Source organism: Streptomyces sp. NPDC048191 (assembly GCF_040652655.1).
Classification (GTDB): domain Bacteria; phylum Actinomycetota; class Actinomycetes; order Streptomycetales; family Streptomycetaceae; genus Streptomyces.
On sequence record NZ_JBEZMO010000006.1, the window covers coordinates 72,470 to 89,907 of the forward strand.

A 17,438-nucleotide genomic window follows, 5' to 3' on the forward strand; every position below is an offset into this window, starting at 1 on the left:
GGGGCTTCGCGGCGCCGGTATGGGGTGTCTTGTCTCGTGAGCCGGCTGCGGGTGCGTGGGGGCTGGTCGCGCGGTTCCGCGCACCCCGGACGGGCGAAGGCCCCGGCGCCTCGAACGCACCGGGGCCTTCTGTCAGGCGGAATCGCTCACGCCTGCGGCAGCCTGTCCAGCTGGGCCGTGATCCGCGCGATGTCGTCCTCGGCCTTGGCCAGGCGCGTGCGGATCTTGTCCACCACGTTGTCCGGCGCCTTGGCCAGGAAGGCCTCGTTGCCGAGCTTGGCGTTCGCCTGGGCCTTCTCCTTCTCGGCGGCGGCCAGGTCCTTGGCGAGGCGCTTGCGCTCGGCCGCCACGTCGATCGTGCCGGAGAGGTCCAGGGCGACCTCCGCGCCGGAGACCGGGAGGGTCGCCGTCGCCGTGAAGGAGTCGCCCTCCGGCTGGAGGCGCAGGAGCTGGCGGATGGCGGCCTCGTGCGGGGCGAGGGCCGTACCGTCCAGGGTCAGGCGGGCCGGGACCCGCTGGCCGGGCTGCAGGCCCTGGTCGGCGCGGAAGCGGCGGACCTCGGTGATGACCGACTGGAGGGTCTCGATCTCCCGCTCGGCGTCGGCGTCACGGAAGCCGCTGTCCTTGGGCCACTCGGCGATGACGACCGACTCGCCGCCCGTCAGCGTCGTCCACAGGGTCTCCGTGACGAACGGGACGACCGGGTGGAGCAGCTTGAGGGTGACGTCGAGGACCTCGCCGAGGACCCGCTTGGAGACCTCGGCCGGTTCGCCGCCCGCCTGGAAGACCGTCTTGGACAGCTCGACGTACCAGTCGAAGACCTCGTCCCACGCGAAGTGGAAGAGGGCGTCGGAGAGCTTGGCGAACTGGAAGTCCTCGTAATGGGCGTCGACTTCGGCCACGACCGAGTTCAGCCGGGAGAGGATCCAGCGGTCGGTCGCCGACATCTTCGAGGCGTCCGGCAGCGGGCCCTGCACCGTCGCGCCGTTCATCAGCGCGAAACGGGTGGCGTTCCAGATCTTGTTGGCGAAGTTGCGCGAGCCCTGGACCCAGTCCTCGCCGATCGGGACGTCGACACCGGGGTTCGCGCCACGGGCCAGGGTGAACCGGAGCGCGTCGGAGCCGTACTTGTCCATCCAGTCCAGCGGGTTGACCGCGTTGCCGAAGGACTTCGACATCTTCTTGCCGAACTGGTCGCGGACCATGCCGTGCAGGGCGATGGTGTGGAACGGCGGGGTGCCGTCCATCGCGTACAGGCCGAACATCATCATCCGGGCGACCCAGAAGAAGAGGATGTCGTAGCCGGTGACCAGGACGGAGTTCGGGTAGAACTTCGCGAGCGACTCGGTCTGTTCGGGCCAGCCGAGGGTGGAGAACGGCCACAGGCCGGAGGAGAACCAGGTGTCCAGGACGTCGGTGTCCTGGTGCCAGCCCTCGCCGGTGGGGGCCTCGTCGTCGGGGCCGACGCAGACGACCTCGCCGTTCGGGCCGTACCAGACGGGGATGCGGTGGCCCCACCACAGCTGGCGCGAGATGCACCAGTCGTGGAGGTTGTCGACCCAGTCGAAGTACCGCTTCTCCATCTCCTGCGGATGGATCTTGACCTTGCCCTCGCGGACGGCGTCACCGGCGGCCTTGGCCAGCGGGCCGACCTTGACCCACCACTGCATGGACAGGCGGGGCTCGATGGTGGTCTTGCAGCGCGAGCAGTGGCCGACGGAGTGGACGTAGGGCCGCTTCTCGGCGACGATCCGGCCCTCGGCGCGCAGCGCGGCGACGATGGCGGAGCGGGCCTCGAGCCGGTCCAGGCCCTGGAAGGGACCGTGGGCGGTGATGACGGCGTGCTCGTCCATGATCGTGATGGACGGCAGGTCGTGCCGCTGGCCGATCTCGAAGTCGTTCGGGTCGTGGGCCGGGGTGACCTTGACGGCGCCGGTGCCGAACTCGGGGTCGACGTGGGTGTCGGCGACGACCGGGATGGAACGGTCGGTGAGCGGAAGCCTGATGAGCTTGCCGACGAGGTGCTTGTAGCGCTCGTCGTCCGGGTGGACGGCGACGGCGGTGTCGCCGAGCATCGTCTCGGCACGGGTGGTGGCGACGACGAGGGTGTCGTCCCCGTCGCCGTACTTCAGGGAGACCAGCTCGCCGTCGTCGTCCTGGTACTCGACCTCGATGTCCGAGATGGCCGTCAGACAGCGCGGGCACCAGTTGATGATGCGCTCGGCGCGGTAGATCAGCTCGTCGTCGTAGAGGCGCTTGAAGATGGTCTGGACGGCCTGGGACAGCCCCTCGTCCATGGTGAAGCGCTCACGCGACCACGCGACACCGTCCCCCAGGCGCCGCATCTGCCCGCTGATCTGCCCGCCGGACTCGCCCTTCCACTGCCAGACGCGCTCGACGAACGCCTCACGGCCGAGGTCGTGCCGGGACTTGCCCTCCTTGCCCAGCTCCCGCTCGACGACGTTCTGCGTGGCGATGCCGGCGTGGTCCATGCCGGGCTGCCACAGCGTCTCGAAGCCCTGCATGCGCTTACGGCGGGTCAGGGCGTCGATGAGGGTGTGCTCGAAGGCATGGCCCAGGTGCAGGCTGCCCGTGACGTTCGGCGGCGGGATGACGATCGTGTACGGCGGCTTGTCGCTCTTCTCGTCCGCCTCGAAGTAACCGCGCTCTACCCAGCGCTCGTACAGCGGGCCCTCTACATCGGCCGGCGCGTACTGGGTCGGCAGTTCGGAGTCGGGCGCGGGTGGCTGCTGCTGAGCGTTCTCGGTCACGGGGGTCAGTTTAGAGGTGTCACGGGGTGGTCCCGAAACGCGTTTGTTCTGTAACGGTGCGGCCCCCGGTGCCGTGCGGTTTCCGGGCCTGGTCCAGGATGTCAGGAACACATAAGCATCCAAGGGGGAACCCAGAAATGAGCAACAACCAGCCGGGCCCGTACGGCCAGCCGCCCCAGCAGCCGGGTCCCTACGGCCAGCCGGGGCAGCCTGGTCCGTACGGCCAGCCGGGGCCCTACGGCCAGGCGGGGCAGCCGGGCCAGCCGGGCCCGTACGGCCAGCCGCCGCAGGCTCCGCAGCCCGGCTACGGCTACCCCCAGCAGGCGCCGCCGCAGCAGCCGCAGCCGCAGCCGGGTTACGGCTACCCGCAGCAGGGCGCGCCGCAGCAGCCGAACGCGTACGGTCAGCAGCCGCCCTACGGCCAGCAGCCCTACGCCATGCCGCAGCCCCCGGCCCCGGCCGGCGGCAAGAAGAAGACGGGCCTGATCATCGGCTCGGTGGCCGTGGTGGCGGCCGTGGCGGTGGGGGCGTACTTCGCGTTCGGCGCGAGCGGCAGCAGCAACGGCGTGGCGGACGACGGGCCTCACAAGCTGACCACGCCGAGCTCGGTCATCAACGGGACCTACGCGAAGTCCAGTAATGCCGACTCCTCGGACGACATCAGTGACTCGGACAAGTCGGACTTCGAGAAGTGGGGCGTCAAGAACCCCACCGAGGTGAGTGCCAAGTACCAGAACGGTAAGGGCCTGACCATGAAGGGCCTCGGCTTCAGCGGCGTGTACGGGACGATCGACAACCCCGAGGCGGTCGTCGACGCCATGTTCGCCAAGGTCAAGACGGAGTCCGAGAAGGACCAGAGCGGTTCCGACACCAAGGGCAAGCTGATCGGCAGCCCCCAGGCGGTCCATCCGGCAGGCTTCTCCAACGGCGTCATGAAGTGCCAGGTGGCTGAGATCGACACCAGCGGTTCGTCGGCCTCGGATGCGGGGGTGCCGAAGGCCATGAAGGTGCCGATGTGCATCTGGGGCGACCACAGCACTGTCGCCGTCGTCTCGTCATACAGCGTCGCCTCCCTCGCCTCGGGCCAGGGCGAATCGGTCGACGACGCCGCGGACCTCGCGGCCAAGCTGCGCAACGACGTGCGCGTCAAGGCTTGACGACGCCTACAGTTCGACGACGGAAGGGCCCAGGTCGAACGACCGGGGCCCTTTCTCGCATCTTGGGTACGGCACCGTAGACATCATCAGGAAGTCGCACCAGTCCAGGCGACCACACCATTCGAGCCAACCACCACACCGCCTGCCCATTCACGTGATCGATTCCGTGATTGACTTGTACGCGTCAATCCATTTCGCGGTAGAAGCCTGCGTCCGCGCTCACCTCTAGGGCCCAGCACGTAGGACATGAGGGCCTCCTGAGTCCGGCATAGATGTGCAATCCACGTCGGTCTCAGGAGGCCTTCACCTCTTCAAGCGCCCAGCAGCGCAGGCCCTTACGCCGACTTCTGCTCCCCCGAGCCCCGCCCCCGGGCATCCCGCGGGATCAGGGTCGGGTTGACGTTGGACAGGACCACGTCCGCTGTGATGACCACGCGGGCCACGTCCTTGCGGGAGGGGACCTCGTACATGACGCCCTGGAGGACTTCCTCCATGATGGCGCGCAGGCCCCGGGCGCCGGTCTGGCGGAGGATGGCCTGGTCGGCGATGGCCTCCAGGGCCTCGCGCTCGAAGTCCAGCTCCACACCGTCGAGTTCGAAGAGGCGCTGGTACTGCTTGACCAGGGCGTTGCGGGGTTCCACCAGGATCTTCAGCAACGCCTCGCGGTCGAGGTTGTGGACCGAAGTGATCACGGGCAGACGGCCGATGAACTCCGGGATCATGCCGAACTTGACCAGGTCCTCCGGCATGACGTCCTCGAAGACGTCCTTGGCCTCCAGCTCGCGCTTGGAGAGGATCGTGGCGCCGAAGCCGATCCCCTTGGCGCCGGCGCGGGCCTCGATGATCTTCTCCAGGCCGGCGAAGGCACCGCCCACGATGAACAGGACGTTCGTCGTGTCGATCTGGATGAACTCCTGGTGCGGGTGCTTGCGGCCGCCCTGGGGCGGGACCGAGGCCGTGGTGCCCTCGAGGATCTTGAGCAGGGCCTGCTGGACACCCTCGCCCGACACGTCGCGGGTGATCGACGGGTTCTCGCTCTTGCGGGCCACCTTGTCGATCTCGTCGATGTAGATGATCCCGGTCTCGGCCTTCTTGACGTCGTAGTCCGCCGCCTGGATCAGCTTCAGGAGGATGTTCTCGACGTCCTCGCCGACGTAGCCCGCCTCCGTCAGCGCCGTGGCGTCGGCGATGGCGAAGGGGACGTTCAGCATGCGCGCCAGGGTCTGCGCGAGGAGGGTCTTGCCGGAGCCCGTGGGACCCAGCAGGAGGATGTTGGACTTCGCCAGCTCGATGGCGTCGTCACGGCCGCTCGCGCCGCCGTTCTCGCCCGCCTGGACCCGCTTGTAGTGGTTGTACACCGCGACCGAGAGGGCCTTCTTCGCCGCTTCCTGGCCGACTACGTAGCCCTCCAGGAACTCGTAGATCTCGCGGGGCTTCGGGAGTTCCTCCCAGCGCACCTCGCTCGTCTCGGCGAGCTCCTCCTCGATGATCTCGTTGCAGAGGTCGATGCACTCGTCGCAGATGTACACACCGGGCCCTGCGATGAGCTTCTTGACCTGCTTCTGGCTCTTGCCGCAGAACGAGCACTTGAGCAGATCGCCGCCGTCACCGATGCGTGCCACGGTGTGCTTCCCCTTCGCCTGGGAGACGCCTGGACGCTTTCGAATCCAGCGGCTCCTGGTGCTGCCTTATGTCCGACGGTACCTTGCCGGGCCCGGTGTTCGGGCCCCCCTTGGCAGGGTTCACTTTGACGTGCACCGTGCCAAGAGGGGCAAAGAGTGCGCCACTCCGCGTCAGCGGACCGCGGCGTTGTTCAGCTTGCGGGTGGAGATGATCTGGTCGACGAGGCCGTACTCCAGCGCCTCCTCGGCCGTGAGGATCTTGTCGCGCTCGATGTCCTCGCGGATCTTCTCGATCGGCTGGTTCGAGTGCTTGGCCAGCATGCTCTCCAGCTGGTCACGCATCCGGGTGAACTCCTTGGCGATGATCTCCAGATCGGAGAGCTGACCGCGGCCGGTGGAGCCCGCCGGCTGGTGGATCAGCACGCGGGAGTTCGGCAGCGCCATGCGCTTGCCGGGCGTACCGGCGGCGAGCAGGATCGCCGCGGCGGAGGCCGCCTGACCCATGCAGACCGTCTGGATGTCGGGCTTCACGAACTGCATCGTGTCGTAGATCGCCGTGAGGGCGGTCATGTCGCCACCGGGGCTGTTGATGTAGATCGAGATGTCCCGGTCCGGGTCCATCGACTCCAGGCACAGCAGCTGCGCCATGACGTCGTTGGCGGAGGCGTCGTCGATCTGGACGCCAAGGAAGATCACGCGCTCCTCGAAGAGCTTCGCGTACGGGTCGTACTCGCGGATGCCCTGGGAGGTGCGCTCGACGAAGCGCGGGATGACGTAGCGGCTGTCGGGGCGGGGCCCTTCGTACATGCCGCTGGCGGCGCCGGGGAAGTTGCTCATGGGGTTCACCGTCCTGGTGGCGTTCGGGGGGTGGTGTCTTCGCGGTGCGTGGCGCGGCCGGGCCGGTCAGGCACCGGTGCCGCCGCCTCCCGGAACACCCGAGGCGTGCGTGATGATCTCGTCAATGAGACCGTACTCCTTGGCCTCTTCCGGCGTGAACCAGCGGTCGCGGTCGCCGTCGCGGATGATCGCCTCGACCGTCTGGCCGGAGTGCTGCGCGGTCAGCTCGGACATGCGCTTCTTGGTGCGCAGCAGGTACTCGGCCTGGATCTTGATGTCCGAGACCGTACCGCCGAGGCCCGCGGAGCCCTGGTGCATCATGATGTCGGCGTGGGGCAGCGCGAAGCGCTTGCCGGCCGCACCACCGGTGAGCAGGAACTGGCCCATCGAGGCCGCCATGCCCATCGCGATCGTGACCACGTCGTTCGGGATGTATTGCATGGTGTCGTAGATCGCCATGCCGGCCGTCACCGAGCCACCCGGGCTGTTGATGTAGAGGTAGATGTCCTTGTCCGGGTCGGCGGCAAGGAGCAGCAGCTGCGCCGTGATCTTGTTGGCGATGTCGTCGTCAACCTGCTGGCCGAGGAAGATGATCCGCTCGTTGAGCAGCCGGTTGTAGACCTGGTCGCCGAGGCCACCACCGATGGAAGGCTCGCCGGCGGCGGAGGGCATCAGATTCGTCACGTATCCACCTGCTCGTCTTACGACGGCGCCGGGCCGTCTCATTGTTCTGCCTTTCATGGACCCTAACGCGATGGTCCCTTCGGGGAATCCCGGGAATGCGGGTGTTCGCCGGGGGCGTAGCGCTCCGCTGGAGGGCCGGTGCGGCTCGTGGGGGGTGGTGCAGGTGATCGCCGGGCTGCCGGTGCACGGGGGTTGTTCGCGCGGTTCCCCGCGCCCCCGAGGTCGGCACCGCCCCCGGAACGACGAACGGGCCCCGGGGACAGTCCCCAGGGCCCGTCGTACGTGCCTTACCGGCACCGTAGGGCCGCTCAGCCCTCGGTGGTCTCCTCGGAGGTCTCCGACGCCTCGGCGGCCTCGGTCTCCTCCTCCTCGTCGTCCAGGTCGACGACCTCGCCGTTGGTGTCCTTCACCGTGGCGGCCTCGACCACGACGGCCAGAGCCTTGCCGCGGGCGACCTCGCCGACCAGGAGCGGCACCTGGCCGCCCTCGACGACGGCCTGGGCGAACTGGTCGGGGGACATGCCGGAGGAGGCCGCACGCCGCATGAGGTGCTCGGTGAGCTCCTCCTGGTTGACGTTGAGGTTCTCCTTCTTGACCAGCTCGTCGAGGACGAACTGGGTCTTGATGCCCTTGACCGCGGCCTCGCGGGTCTCGGTCTCGAACTCCTCGGCGGTCTTGCCCTGGAGCTCCAGGTACTTGTCGAGGGTGAGGCCCATCTGGCCGAGCTGGTGGTGCTCCAGGTTGTGCTTGCGGGTGTTGATCTCGTCCTCGAGCAGCTTCTCGGGGACCGGGACCTCGACCAGGTCGAGCAGCTTCTCCAGGACGCGCTCCTGGGCCTGGGTGGCCTGGTCGAACTGCTTCATGTTCGCGAGGCGCTTGCGGCTGTCGGCCTTCAGCTCGTCCAGGGTGTCGAACTCGGAGGCGAGCTGCGCGAACTCGTCGTCCAGCTCGGGCAGTTCGCGGGCGGCGACCTGGGTGACCTTGACCGTGACCTCGGCCTCCTTGCCCGCGGCGGAGCCGCCCTTGAGCTCGGAGGTGAAGGTGGCCTCGGCGCCGGCCTCCAGGCCCTTCACGGCATCGTCGATGCCGTCCAGCAGCTCGCCGGAGCCGATGGTGTAGGAGACGCCGTTGGCGATGCCGTCCTCCAGCACCTCGCCGTCGACCTTGGCCTCCAGGTCGATGGTGACGACGTCGCCGTCCTCGGCGGCACGCTCGACCGGGGAGGTGGAGGCGAAGCGCTCGCGCAGCTGCTCGACCGACTTCTCGACGTCCTCGTCGGTGACCTCGACGGCGTCGACCTCGACCTCGATGCCGGAGTAGTCCGGGATCTCCAGGGCCGGGCGGACGTCGACCTCGGCGGTGAAGTTCAGCGTCTCGCCGTCCTTCAGCTCGGTGATGTCGACCTCGGGCTGGCCCAGCGGGCTCAGCTCGGCCTCGTTGACCGCGTCGGTGTAGAACTTGGGCAGCGCGTCGTTGACGGCCTCCTCCAGCACCGCCCCGCGGCCGAACCGCTGGTCGATGACGCGGGCCGGGATCTTGCCCTTGCGGAAGCCCTTCACCGTGACCTGCTGGTTGATCTTCTTGTACGCCGCGTCGAGGCTGTCCTTGAGCTCCTCGAAGGGCACCTCGACAGTGAGCCGAACCCGGGTCGGGTTCAGGGTCTCCACGGCGCTCTTCACGGTTCGGTCTCCTTGTGGCTGACTTCTTGGTTTCTGCCGGAGCCAGACTGGTCCGGCGGATTTCGCCGCCCGGAGGAGTTCGTAGGCCGAGTGGGCCGGGACACACGGGCGCGCAGCTTGCATAGTAACCGGAGCCGGTCAGCGCCCCAAAAGGCGATCATCGCGACGTCGCGAGCCGTTGGTCGGGGTGGCGGGATTTGAACCCACGGCCTTCCGCTCCCAAAGCGGACGCGCTACCAAGCTGCGCCACACCCCGTCTGGTGCGACACGTAGGGTACATGCCCCCGCCGGTCGCGTCGGCCGCATTCTTAGAGGCGGCACGCGCGGGGCCGTCGGGGATCAACTCGTTGGCCTCGGCGCCGGGCGACCCGCTACGATGCGTCCAGTGCCGCGGTCACCGACCTGCGGCGCGGTGTTGCGGGCGTAGCTCAATGGTAGAGCCCTAGTCTTCCAAACTAGCTACGCGGGTTCGATTCCCGTCGCCCGCTCTGTACGGCTCAGGGCCAGGTCAGAGGATGATTCCTCCGCCTGGCCCTGATCGTTTCCGGGGGCCCGGACCAGTCCGCCGTGTCCCCCGCGTGCCCCTCCGGCTTTCGATCTTGCTTCTTCTTCGCCTTCTGGTTCTTCTTGCGACCCTTGCCGGCGAGGTTGCTCACGGCGTCGGCGATCAGCCGGTCACGGCCGGCGCCGGCGTACTGGTAGATCAGCGCGGCGCGGGCGGTGCTGTGGCCCATGCGCGTCATCGGCTCCCGCGTGCTCGCTCCGGTGGAGACGGCGAGGGTGTTGCCGGTGTGCCGAAGATCATGGAAGTGCAGGCCCTTGATCCCGGCGTAGTCGCAGGCCTTGTGCCACAGCCGGCTGAAAGCGAACAGCAGCGGTCGGCGCCGGAGCTTGGTGGACGATCGATCGAGGCGCAGAGCCGGTTGACCGACGGTGCCGCACCCCGTGATCGACCTGATAAGGATGCGGCCACAGGTCCAGGTTCACGATCGTCGGGGGATACGGCGCATGACGGAGTACACGTGGCCGAACGGCGTGGATGATCCGACGTCCGAGGACATAAGACGCGCCTGGCCGGCGACCATGACCGCACTGCCAGTGGGCGCCCGCGTGACCGGCAGGGTCATCGGCCGGCAGCGCTTCGGCGTGTTCGTGCAGATCGATGGGGCGCCGTACGCCCTGGGCATGGCCGAGATCGGTGGCTCACCGCCTGGAACCGTCCCTCCCCCGCTGGGGTTCATGATCAGAGGGAGGGTTGTCGACCATGCGGAGCACAACTGCCAAGTCAAGCTCAGGCTCGATGACTGGGGAGACGAGCGCGAACCCCTCCCACTGACAATTGACGAGGGCCTTGCCGATCGCGAGGCCCTGAGCGGCTTTCTGAGGCGTCTGCGGGAGGACTTCGAAGCGAGTGGCGACCAGTGGGAGAACCGGACGCTGAACAGCTTCCTGGAGGCCCTGGAAGCGTGGGTGGGCGACGCCCCGGGGTGGTACGCGCACCACGGCCGAGAGCTACCGGCCGACGGTGACTGGACGTTCATGGCTCGGGCCCTGAGTGCGGCGCGGTTCTACGAGTGACAACGTGCTCCCTGCATGCCCGAGGAGGAAGCGGCCGACGGGGAACAGCAGGGAGTCTCCGCGAACGGCGGTCCAGGTCTGTAGGCCGGGGCGCCGTCCGGGCGCCGAAGGGGTCGCGCCGGGTGGCGCAGGGCGTCGGTGGTGGGCGCGGGAGACTCCGGGGGTGATGGGCGCGGGCCGTCCTCGGCGGGCATGACGTTCGCCGGTTCCGCGTCCCGGTGGACGACGCCCGCGCCGTACGGGCCTCTGCGGACGTGGGTGCGCAGGTCCCCGCCGGGGACGCGGGGCGTGGCGACCCGGGGCGTCGACGCCCGCGTCCACCGCGGGGCCGTGATGACACCCACTGACCTGGCGCGCGGCTGAACCGGAAGCGGCACCCGTCGTCGGCGGCGTACCGGCCGTGGACGGCCTCGACCGCGAGCCGGTGGCCGGAGGCGGACCGGGCGAGGGAGACCACGCCCGTGCCGCCGCTGCCGAGGCGGTCCGGCCCCGCTCCGGTCAGAACTTGATCGAGCTGATGGAGTCCGCTATCGAGTTCAGGAAGCGGTCGATGGACGGGGCCATGCCGGTCGAGGCGAGGAAGAAGCCGAAGAGGACCGCGACGATCGCGGGGCCCGCCTTGATGCTCCCCCCTCTGAGGAGCACTACCAGGATGATCGCCAACAGCAGCACCACAGACAGTGAAATGGCCACAACTGATCACACCCTCGGTCGGTCCGCTCTCCCGGCCCGGGGGTACGGCCCGCGCACCCCCGCCAGAACCATCGTGCCACCAACCCGGCCCGCCCATGCGGCCCGTGACACAACGTCGGGCACCCCACCGCCCCGGACGACCGCCCGCACAGTAATTCGACGGAGCCGCCTGCACACGACTTCCCTGGTAATTGCGCGACTTCGTTTCCGCCTCCACACATCCCGTGCGCAGGTAATTCGAATTGATGGCACAGAGAGGCCGTATGCCCCATTTAGTCAGGATGAATCTGGACATCGAGGGGCGATCCGCCGACTTCGTGTGCGCACCATCACGTAGACAGAGATGCCAAGTTCGGTAAATCGGGGGTAGTCGAGGGCGATAACCAGGAATGACTGCGGGGGTTTTACGAAATCCCACAGACGACGCTAGGGTGCCTGAGATGTTTGACGCCGCCTCGTCCCCCGGCCAGAACCGCAGGCCACTCCCCCCGGCACAGTCGCCGGCGGACGGAGTGCCCGGTCCGCGTACCCCGATGAGCGCGCGGAAGGGGCAGCCCGAGGCGGACAGACCCGGCAAACAGGGCAACGGCAAACAGCGCGACGCGTTCTTCGACAACGCCAAGTACCTGGCCATCGTGCTCGTCGCGATGGGGCACTCGTGGGAGCCGCTGAAGAGCGACAGCCGGATCCTGGAGGGCGTGTACACGGTCGTGTACTCCTTCCACATGCCGGCGTTCATCATCATCTCCGGCTTCTTCTCGCGCGGTTTCGACATGCGCCCGGACCGGCTGAAGCGGCTGATCACCGGTGTCGTGGTGCCGTACGTCGTCTTCGAGACCGCGTACCCGACCTTCAAGAACCTGATCACGGGCTCGCACGAGGAGATCAGTCTCCTCGATCCCTGGTATCTGACCTGGTTCCTGGTCGCCCTGTTCATCTGGCGGCTGACGACGCCGATCTGGAAGCTGGTGCGCTCGCCGTTCGCGGTCGCCCTCGGCATCGCCATGCTGGCGTCCGTCACCCCGAACATCGGTGACGACCTCGATCTGCAGCGCGTCCTGCAGTTCCTGCCATACTTCGTGCTCGGCCTGTGCATGAAGCCCGAGCACTTCCGGCTGGTGCGCCGCCGCTCGGTGCGGATCGCGGCGGTGCCGGTGTTCGCCGCCGCGCTGGCCGTCGGCTGGTGGGCGGTGCCGCGCATGAACACCGCGTGGTTCTACCACCGGGACTCCGCGCAGGAGCTGGGTGCGCCCTGGTGGTGCGGCCCGGTGATGACGCTCGCGATGATGGGCTGCTCGCTGCTGCTGACGGCCTGCTTCTTCTCCTGGGTGCCCGGCCGGAAGATGTGGTTCACGCCCCTCGGCGCCGGCACCCTGTACGGCTATCTGCTGCACGGCTTCCTGGTGAAGTTCGCCGACTACCGCGGCTGGTTCGACCACCGCTGGCTGCACCACCCGCTCGGCGAGATCACGGTGACCGTCCTCTTCGGCGCCGCCGTCACCGTGCTGTGCACCAAACCCGTACAGCGCCTCTTCCGGTTCGCGATGGAGCCGAGGATGGAGTGGGCGTTCAAGCAGGACGCGGCCGAACTCGCCCGCGAGCGGCAGAAGAAGGAGCGCGAGAAGGTCGGCGCCTAGCTGCCTCGCTCCTCGTCGAGTCCCTGGTCTCGTCCCTGGCCGGCCTCCCGGCCGACCTCCCGGCCGAGCCTTTCGTCGAGGCCGAGAAGCGCGCGCATCCGGGCGTACTTCCCGGTCAGTCGTTTCCGGGTCGGTTCGTCCAGGACCGCCAGCCGCACCGGGTCGGCGTTGTGCGCCAGGTCGGCCTCCTTCACCAGCCGCGCGCCGTCCGTGGCGAGGATCCGCCGGGCGTACGCCTCCGGCTCCTCGCCCGGCCGCTTGGTGAGGGCGTCCACGATGGCCTTCGTACGCGCGGTCAGTGCCGCCCGGGCGAGCCACTCCCGGGTCAGCGCGTCGTCCTCGACGGAGTCGTGCAGCCAGGCCGCCGCGATCTGCTCCGCGTCCCCGCCCCGGGCGCGCACACCCGCGGCGACGGCGGCGAGGTGGTCGGCGTACGGCCGTCCCGCCTTGTCGGTCTGGCCCTCATGGGCGGCTCGGGCCAGGGACTCGACCTCGGCGAGCGTGAGCTGTGTCATCGCCCCAGTCTCGCTCACGGGGCCGGTCGGCGTGCCGCTCAGCGGAGCGTCGCCGTGGCCTGGCGGCAGATCAGGAGCAGCGCCCGGTCGTCGTTGACGTCCTTGGCCACCGCCTCGATGAGGTGCCAGGCGGCGCCGTGGAAGCCGCCGGCGACATAGCGGTCGGCCTCGCCGGTGAGCCGGTCGATGCCCTCCACGATGTCGCGGTCGGAGGTCTCCACCAGACCGTCCGTGAACAGCATCAACACGTCACCGGGGCGCAGCGAGCCCTTCACGGGGTCGAACTGGGCGCCGTCGTACACACCCAGCAGCGGGCCCTCGGCGGCCTTCTCCTCCCAGCGTCCGCTGCCCGCGCTCAGTTGCAGCCCCGGCGGATGGCCGGCCGAGTACAGCTCGTAGTCGCCGGAGTCGAGGTCCAGGACGAGATGGATGGAGGTGGCGAAGCCCTCGTCCCAGTCCTGGCGCAGGAGGTAGCCGTTCGCGGCCGGGAGGAAGGCGTGCGGGGGAAGGGAGCCCAGCAGGCCCCCGAAGGCCCCCGACAGCAGCAGGGCGCGCGAGCCCGCGTCCATGCCCTTTCCGGACACGTCCGTGAGCACGACCTCCAGCGTCCGGCCGCCGTTCGTGCAGGACGCGACGACGAAGTCACCGGAGAAGGACTGGCCGCCGGCCGGGCGGAGCGCCATCTCGTGGTGCCAGCCCAGCGGCAGCTTCGGCAGCGTGCTCTGCACCCGGATCCGCTCGCGCAGGTCGAACAGCATGGTGCCGCCGCGGCGCCAGGGCACGCCGACCCGGCTGCGGAACTGGGCCGTGAGCAGACCGAAGAAACCGCACGCGGCCACGACCAGGACCACGCCCGGCGTGACCCGCGAGGGCCCCTCGGTGTACGGGCCGAGCCGCACCGACTCCACGATCAGCGCGGTGGCCGCGGCCGCGTACAGGCCGAGCAGGCTGGCCGGGCGCAGCAGCAGGCCGCCGGCGACGATCGGCAGCACCAGGGTGGCCGGGGAGCACCACACCGAGTCCACGAGCGTCATGCCCGCGAGGACGGGCACGGTCAGCAGCAGTCCGGCGAAGGCGATCCAGTCGGAGCCGTCGCCGCGGAAGTAGTCCACGGCGCTTCTGCGCAGCCCGGTACGGACCCGGTGCCACTGCATCTTCCACCGGGCCGTGAACGTCTCGGCCTTCGCGCGCCGCTCTCGTCCTGCTGCCATTAGTTCGGGACCCTATCCATCGGACCGGCTGCTTGGCACGGGAGGTCCCACTTGTCCCCCGTGCGAGGCTCCACTTCGCGGTTCGTCCTCACAGTGAACGGCACGCGGGCCCGGCGAGCGGCCGTCCGGGAGAAATTCGCTGGCTCGTCCGCCAATGCCCTGGTAGGCATGGTTCATGGGGACTGACCGGGGAACCGAGTTGAAGGTGCTGCGCGAGTCCGACTGGGACCGGTGGTACGACGTCCTGTTCCGCGCCTTCGGCGCCGCGGCGGTACCGTCCGAGGAACGCGAACTGGACAAGTCCCTCACCGAGTTCGGCCGTTCGCTCGCCGCATGGGACGGCGACGAGATCGTGGGTGCTGCGGGGGCGTTCAGCTTCCGGATGACCGTGCCGGGCGGTACGGCGGTCCCCGCGGCCGGCGTGACCATGGTGGGGGTGGCGGCCACGCACCGGCGGCGCGGGGTGCTGACCTCGATGATGCGCCGGCAACTGGACGACGTACGGGCGCTGGGCGAGCCGCTCGCGGTGCTGACCGCGTCCGAGCCCGCGATCTACGGCCGCTTCGGGTACGCCGCGGCGACCTTCCGTACGTCCGCCGAGATCGACACGAGCCGGGTGACGCTGTCCCTGCCGGCCGGCGTCGAGGACGTACGGCTGCGGTACGCGGCGCCCGCGGACGTCCTCGACGTGTGCGAGGCGGTGTACGCGGCGCTGGTGCCGCTGCGGCCCGGGATGCTGGCCCGGCAGCCCGGCTGGGAGCGGGCCCCTCTCCTCGACCCGGAGAGCGAGCGGGGCGGGGCGTCTGCGCTGCAGTGCGTGGTGGCCGAGCGGGACGGCGAGGTCACGGGGTACGCCCGGTTCACCACCAGGATCGGCTGGGGCGAGAGCGGGCACGACGGCACGGTCCAGCTGAAGGACCTGGCCGCGGTCGATCCTGTCACCGAGGCGGCGCTGTGGCGGTTCCTGTTCGGCATCGACCTGATGACGACGCTGTCGGTGGGGTCGCGACCGGTCGACGACGCCTGGCGGTACCTGGTCTCGGACACCCGCCGCTGCCGGCCGCGCCTGCGGGACGACGCGTACGTCCGTCTCGTCGACGTGGGTACGGCGCTGGCGGCGCGTACGTACCAGGCGCCCGTGGACGTCGTGCTGGAGGTGGAGGACACCTTCTGCCCGTGGAACGCGGGGCGCTGGCGGCTGACCGGCGACCCGAAGGGCGCGTGCTGCGAACGTACGACCGACGCCGCTGATCTGTCCCTTTCCGTACGGGAGTTGGGCGCGGCGTATCTCGGCGGGGTGACGCTGCTGTCGCTGGCGGCGGCCGGACGGGTACGGGAGCTGCGGCAGGGGGCGCTGGCGGAGGCCTCGGTGGGGTTCGGCTCACCGGTGGCGCCGTGGCTGCCGCACGGCTTCTAATACGCGGTCACCTCTGCTGACAGGTGGGGCACCAGAAGAGGTTGCGGGCGGCGAGGTCGGCGGTGCGGATCGCGTCGCCGCAGATGTGGCAGGGCAGGGTGGCGCGGCGGTAGACGTACACCTCGCCTCCGTGGTCGTCCACGCGGGGTGGCCGGCCCATGGCCTCCGGGGTGTGCTCGGCCCTGACGGTGTCGATCCTGTTGTTCCTGACCCCTTCGCGCATCAGCTCGACGAGGTCGGCCCAGATGGTCTCCCACTCGGCCGGTGTGACGTCCCTGCCCGCGCGACAGGGGTCGATGCCGTGCCGGAAGAGGACCTCGGCGCGGTAGACGTTTCCGACGCCGGCGACGGTCTTCTGGTCCATGAGGAGCGCGGCGATCGACGTACGGCTGCGGGAGATCCTGCGGTACGCCGTGCTCGGGTCGGCGTCGTCGCGGAGCGGGTCGGGGCCGAGGCGGTCGTGTACGGCCCGCTTCTCGGTGTCGGTGATCAGCGCGCAGGTGGTGGGGCCGCGGAGGTCGGCGTGCGCGGTGTCGTTCGCGAGGCGGAGGCGGACGGTGTCGGTCGGCGGGGGCGCGGGTGTCGGTCCGAAGCCGACCTTGCCGAAGAGGCCGAGGTGGATGTGGACCCAGTCGCTGTCCCTGAACCGCAGGAAGAGGTGCTTGCCGTGGGCTTCGGTGGCCGTCAGCGCGGCTCCGTCCAGCAGGGCGGCGGCGTCGGAGAACTTGCCCTGGGGGCTGGTCACCCGCGGGGCCGTGCCGAGGAAGTGGGCGGCGTAGTCCTGGGCCAGCCGATGGATGGTGTGCCCTTCCGGCACGGCGAGGTGTCCCTTCGGAGTCGTTCGCCCGCCCACGCAATCCGGTCGGTCGAGAGGTGCACGAGCGGGGGCTGAAGCGGTCGGTCGCTCGAGCGGTGCCCGAGCGACCGAGCCGACTCGATCGGCCGGGCAACGGACGAGCGGGGCGGGCCGGCCCGCCCGGTCCAACGGCGCACGGGCCGGGCGAGCCGACTCACTCGGCCCAGGGACGAACGAGTACGGTCCGGGCCTCCGGCGGGCCGAGGGGGGCCGGCCCGCGGGGGCTACTGCTGGGGGTGGTGGGCCGGGATCGGGGGGAGGTCGCCCGTCGTTTCGTAGGACGACAGCATGTCGATCCGGCGGATGTGACGCTCGTCACCGGAGAACGGGGTGTTGAGGAAGACCTCGACGAATTTCGTCGCCTCCTCCGTGCTGTGCATGCGCGCACCCACCGCGACCACGTTGGCGTTGTTGTGCTGCCGCCCCAGCGTCGCCGTCTCCTCGCTCCAGGCCAGCGCCGCCCGCACGCCCTTCACCTTGTTCGCGGCGATCTGCTCTCCGTTGCCGGAGCCGCCGATCACGATGCCGAGGGCGTCGGGGTCCGCGGCCGTACGTTCGGCGGCACGGAGGCAGAAGGGCGGGTAGTCGTCCTGGGCGTCGTAGATGTGCGGCCCGCAGTCGACGGGCTCATGACCCGCCGCCTCGAGCCACTCCACGAGGTGGTTCTTGAGTTCGTAGCCAGCATGGTCGGAGCCGAGATACACGCGCATGCCATGAGTGTGACACGCCCCATTCCGGGCAGCAGCCTCGGGGCGCGGCACCCCCGCCGGGCGCCGAGGGA

15 protein-coding genes and 2 tRNA genes are annotated in these 17,438 nt (G+C 69.4%); 5 read left to right on the forward strand and 12 right to left on the reverse strand.

The window, feature by feature from the left end; genetic code table 11:
* Nucleotides 1-146: 146 nt before the first annotated feature.
* Nucleotides 147-2,771: a valine--tRNA ligase gene (locus AB0D93_RS12495; protein WP_362117448.1), complete on the reverse strand. Its 2,625-nt coding sequence runs from the start codon at nt 2,769-2,771 to the stop codon at nt 147-149.
* A 137-nt stretch (nt 2,772-2,908) separates the two neighbouring features.
* Here AB0D93_RS12495 and AB0D93_RS12500 point away from each other — a divergent pair, with 137 nt between their 5' ends.
* The gene (locus AB0D93_RS12500) at nt 2,909-3,928 is read left to right on the forward strand and encodes a hypothetical protein (RefSeq protein WP_362117452.1); all 1,020 of its coding nucleotides are present in this window, start codon (nt 2,909-2,911) and stop codon (nt 3,926-3,928) included.
* A gap of 335 nt (nt 3,929-4,263) precedes the next feature.
* Here the strand turns inward: AB0D93_RS12500 and clpX are convergent, their stop codons facing one another.
* From clpX to AB0D93_RS12525, 5 genes are all read right to left on the reverse strand, one after another.
* A complete protein-coding gene (clpX, locus tag AB0D93_RS12505) occupies nt 4,264-5,550 on the reverse strand; it encodes an ATP-dependent Clp protease ATP-binding subunit ClpX (RefSeq protein WP_069780904.1) in 1,287 nt (428 codons plus the stop codon).
* A 171-nt stretch (nt 5,551-5,721) separates the two neighbouring features.
* Nucleotides 5,722-6,387 (reverse strand): ATP-dependent Clp protease proteolytic subunit, encoded by a 666-nt coding sequence (locus AB0D93_RS12510; RefSeq protein ID WP_362117456.1) that lies wholly within the window; start codon nt 6,385-6,387, stop codon nt 5,722-5,724.
* Nucleotides 6,388-6,453: 66 nt separating this feature from the next.
* On the reverse strand, nt 6,454-7,059 hold the full coding sequence (locus tag AB0D93_RS12515; RefSeq protein WP_107423707.1) for an ATP-dependent Clp protease proteolytic subunit: 606 nt from the start codon (nt 7,057-7,059) through the stop codon (nt 6,454-6,456).
* Nucleotides 7,060-7,379: 320 nt separating this feature from the next.
* Nucleotides 7,380-8,750 (reverse strand): trigger factor, encoded by a 1,371-nt coding sequence (tig, locus tag AB0D93_RS12520; RefSeq protein WP_362117459.1) that lies wholly within the window; start codon nt 8,748-8,750, stop codon nt 7,380-7,382.
* A gap of 179 nt (nt 8,751-8,929) precedes the next feature.
* A tRNA-Pro gene (locus AB0D93_RS12525) sits at nt 8,930-9,006 on the reverse strand.
* A 161-nt stretch (nt 9,007-9,167) separates the two neighbouring features.
* On the opposite strand from AB0D93_RS12525, the gene AB0D93_RS12530 reads away from it, so the two are divergent.
* Nucleotides 9,168-9,238, forward strand: a tRNA-Gly gene (locus AB0D93_RS12530).
* Between the two features lie 9 nt (nt 9,239-9,247).
* Here AB0D93_RS12530 and AB0D93_RS12535 read toward each other — a convergent pair.
* Nucleotides 9,248-9,484 carry a hypothetical protein gene (locus tag AB0D93_RS12535; protein WP_362117462.1) on the reverse strand — a complete coding sequence of 79 codons (237 nt, stop codon included), beginning with the start codon at nt 9,482-9,484 and terminating at the stop codon, nt 9,248-9,250.
* 274 nt (nt 9,485-9,758) lie between these two features.
* Between AB0D93_RS12535 and AB0D93_RS12540 the strand changes: the two genes are divergently transcribed.
* Nucleotides 9,759-10,328: a hypothetical protein gene (locus tag AB0D93_RS12540; RefSeq protein ID WP_362117465.1), complete on the forward strand. Its 570-nt coding sequence runs from the start codon at nt 9,759-9,761 to the stop codon at nt 10,326-10,328.
* Nucleotides 10,329-10,826: 498 nt separating this feature from the next.
* Here the strand turns inward: AB0D93_RS12540 and AB0D93_RS12545 are convergent, their stop codons facing one another.
* A complete protein-coding gene (locus AB0D93_RS12545) occupies nt 10,827-11,021 on the reverse strand; it encodes a hypothetical protein (RefSeq protein WP_351615137.1) in 195 nt (64 codons plus the stop codon).
* Nucleotides 11,022-11,554: 533 nt separating this feature from the next.
* Here AB0D93_RS12545 and AB0D93_RS12550 point away from each other — a divergent pair.
* Nucleotides 11,555-12,658: an acyltransferase family protein gene (locus AB0D93_RS12550; RefSeq protein ID WP_362117470.1), complete on the forward strand. Its 1,104-nt coding sequence runs from the start codon at nt 11,555-11,557 to the stop codon at nt 12,656-12,658.
* Here the strand turns inward: AB0D93_RS12550 and AB0D93_RS12555 are convergent.
* Nucleotides 12,655-13,173 carry an HD domain-containing protein gene (locus AB0D93_RS12555; RefSeq protein ID WP_362117473.1) on the reverse strand — a complete coding sequence of 173 codons (519 nt, stop codon included), beginning with the start codon at nt 13,171-13,173 and terminating at the stop codon, nt 12,655-12,657. The genes AB0D93_RS12550 and AB0D93_RS12555 overlap by 4 nt on opposite strands.
* 38 nt (nt 13,174-13,211) lie before the next feature.
* The gene (locus tag AB0D93_RS12560) at nt 13,212-14,384 is read right to left on the reverse strand and encodes a PP2C family protein-serine/threonine phosphatase (RefSeq protein ID WP_362117476.1); all 1,173 of its coding nucleotides are present in this window, start codon (nt 14,382-14,384) and stop codon (nt 13,212-13,214) included.
* A gap of 175 nt (nt 14,385-14,559) precedes the next feature.
* Between AB0D93_RS12560 and AB0D93_RS12565 the strand changes: the two genes are divergently transcribed.
* Nucleotides 14,560-15,801 (forward strand): GNAT family N-acetyltransferase, encoded by a 1,242-nt coding sequence (locus AB0D93_RS12565; RefSeq protein WP_362117479.1) that lies wholly within the window; start codon nt 14,560-14,562, stop codon nt 15,799-15,801.
* 7 nt (nt 15,802-15,808) lie between these two features.
* On the opposite strand, the gene AB0D93_RS12570 is transcribed toward AB0D93_RS12565, so the two are convergent.
* Nucleotides 15,809-16,618 (reverse strand): DNA-formamidopyrimidine glycosylase family protein, encoded by an 810-nt coding sequence (locus AB0D93_RS12570; RefSeq protein WP_362117482.1) that lies wholly within the window; start codon nt 16,616-16,618, stop codon nt 15,809-15,811.
* Nucleotides 16,619-16,881: 263 nt separating this feature from the next.
* Nucleotides 16,882-17,367 (reverse strand): ribose-5-phosphate isomerase, encoded by a 486-nt coding sequence (locus AB0D93_RS12575; protein WP_362117485.1) that lies wholly within the window; start codon nt 17,365-17,367, stop codon nt 16,882-16,884.
* Nucleotides 17,368-17,438: the final 71 nt, after the last annotated feature.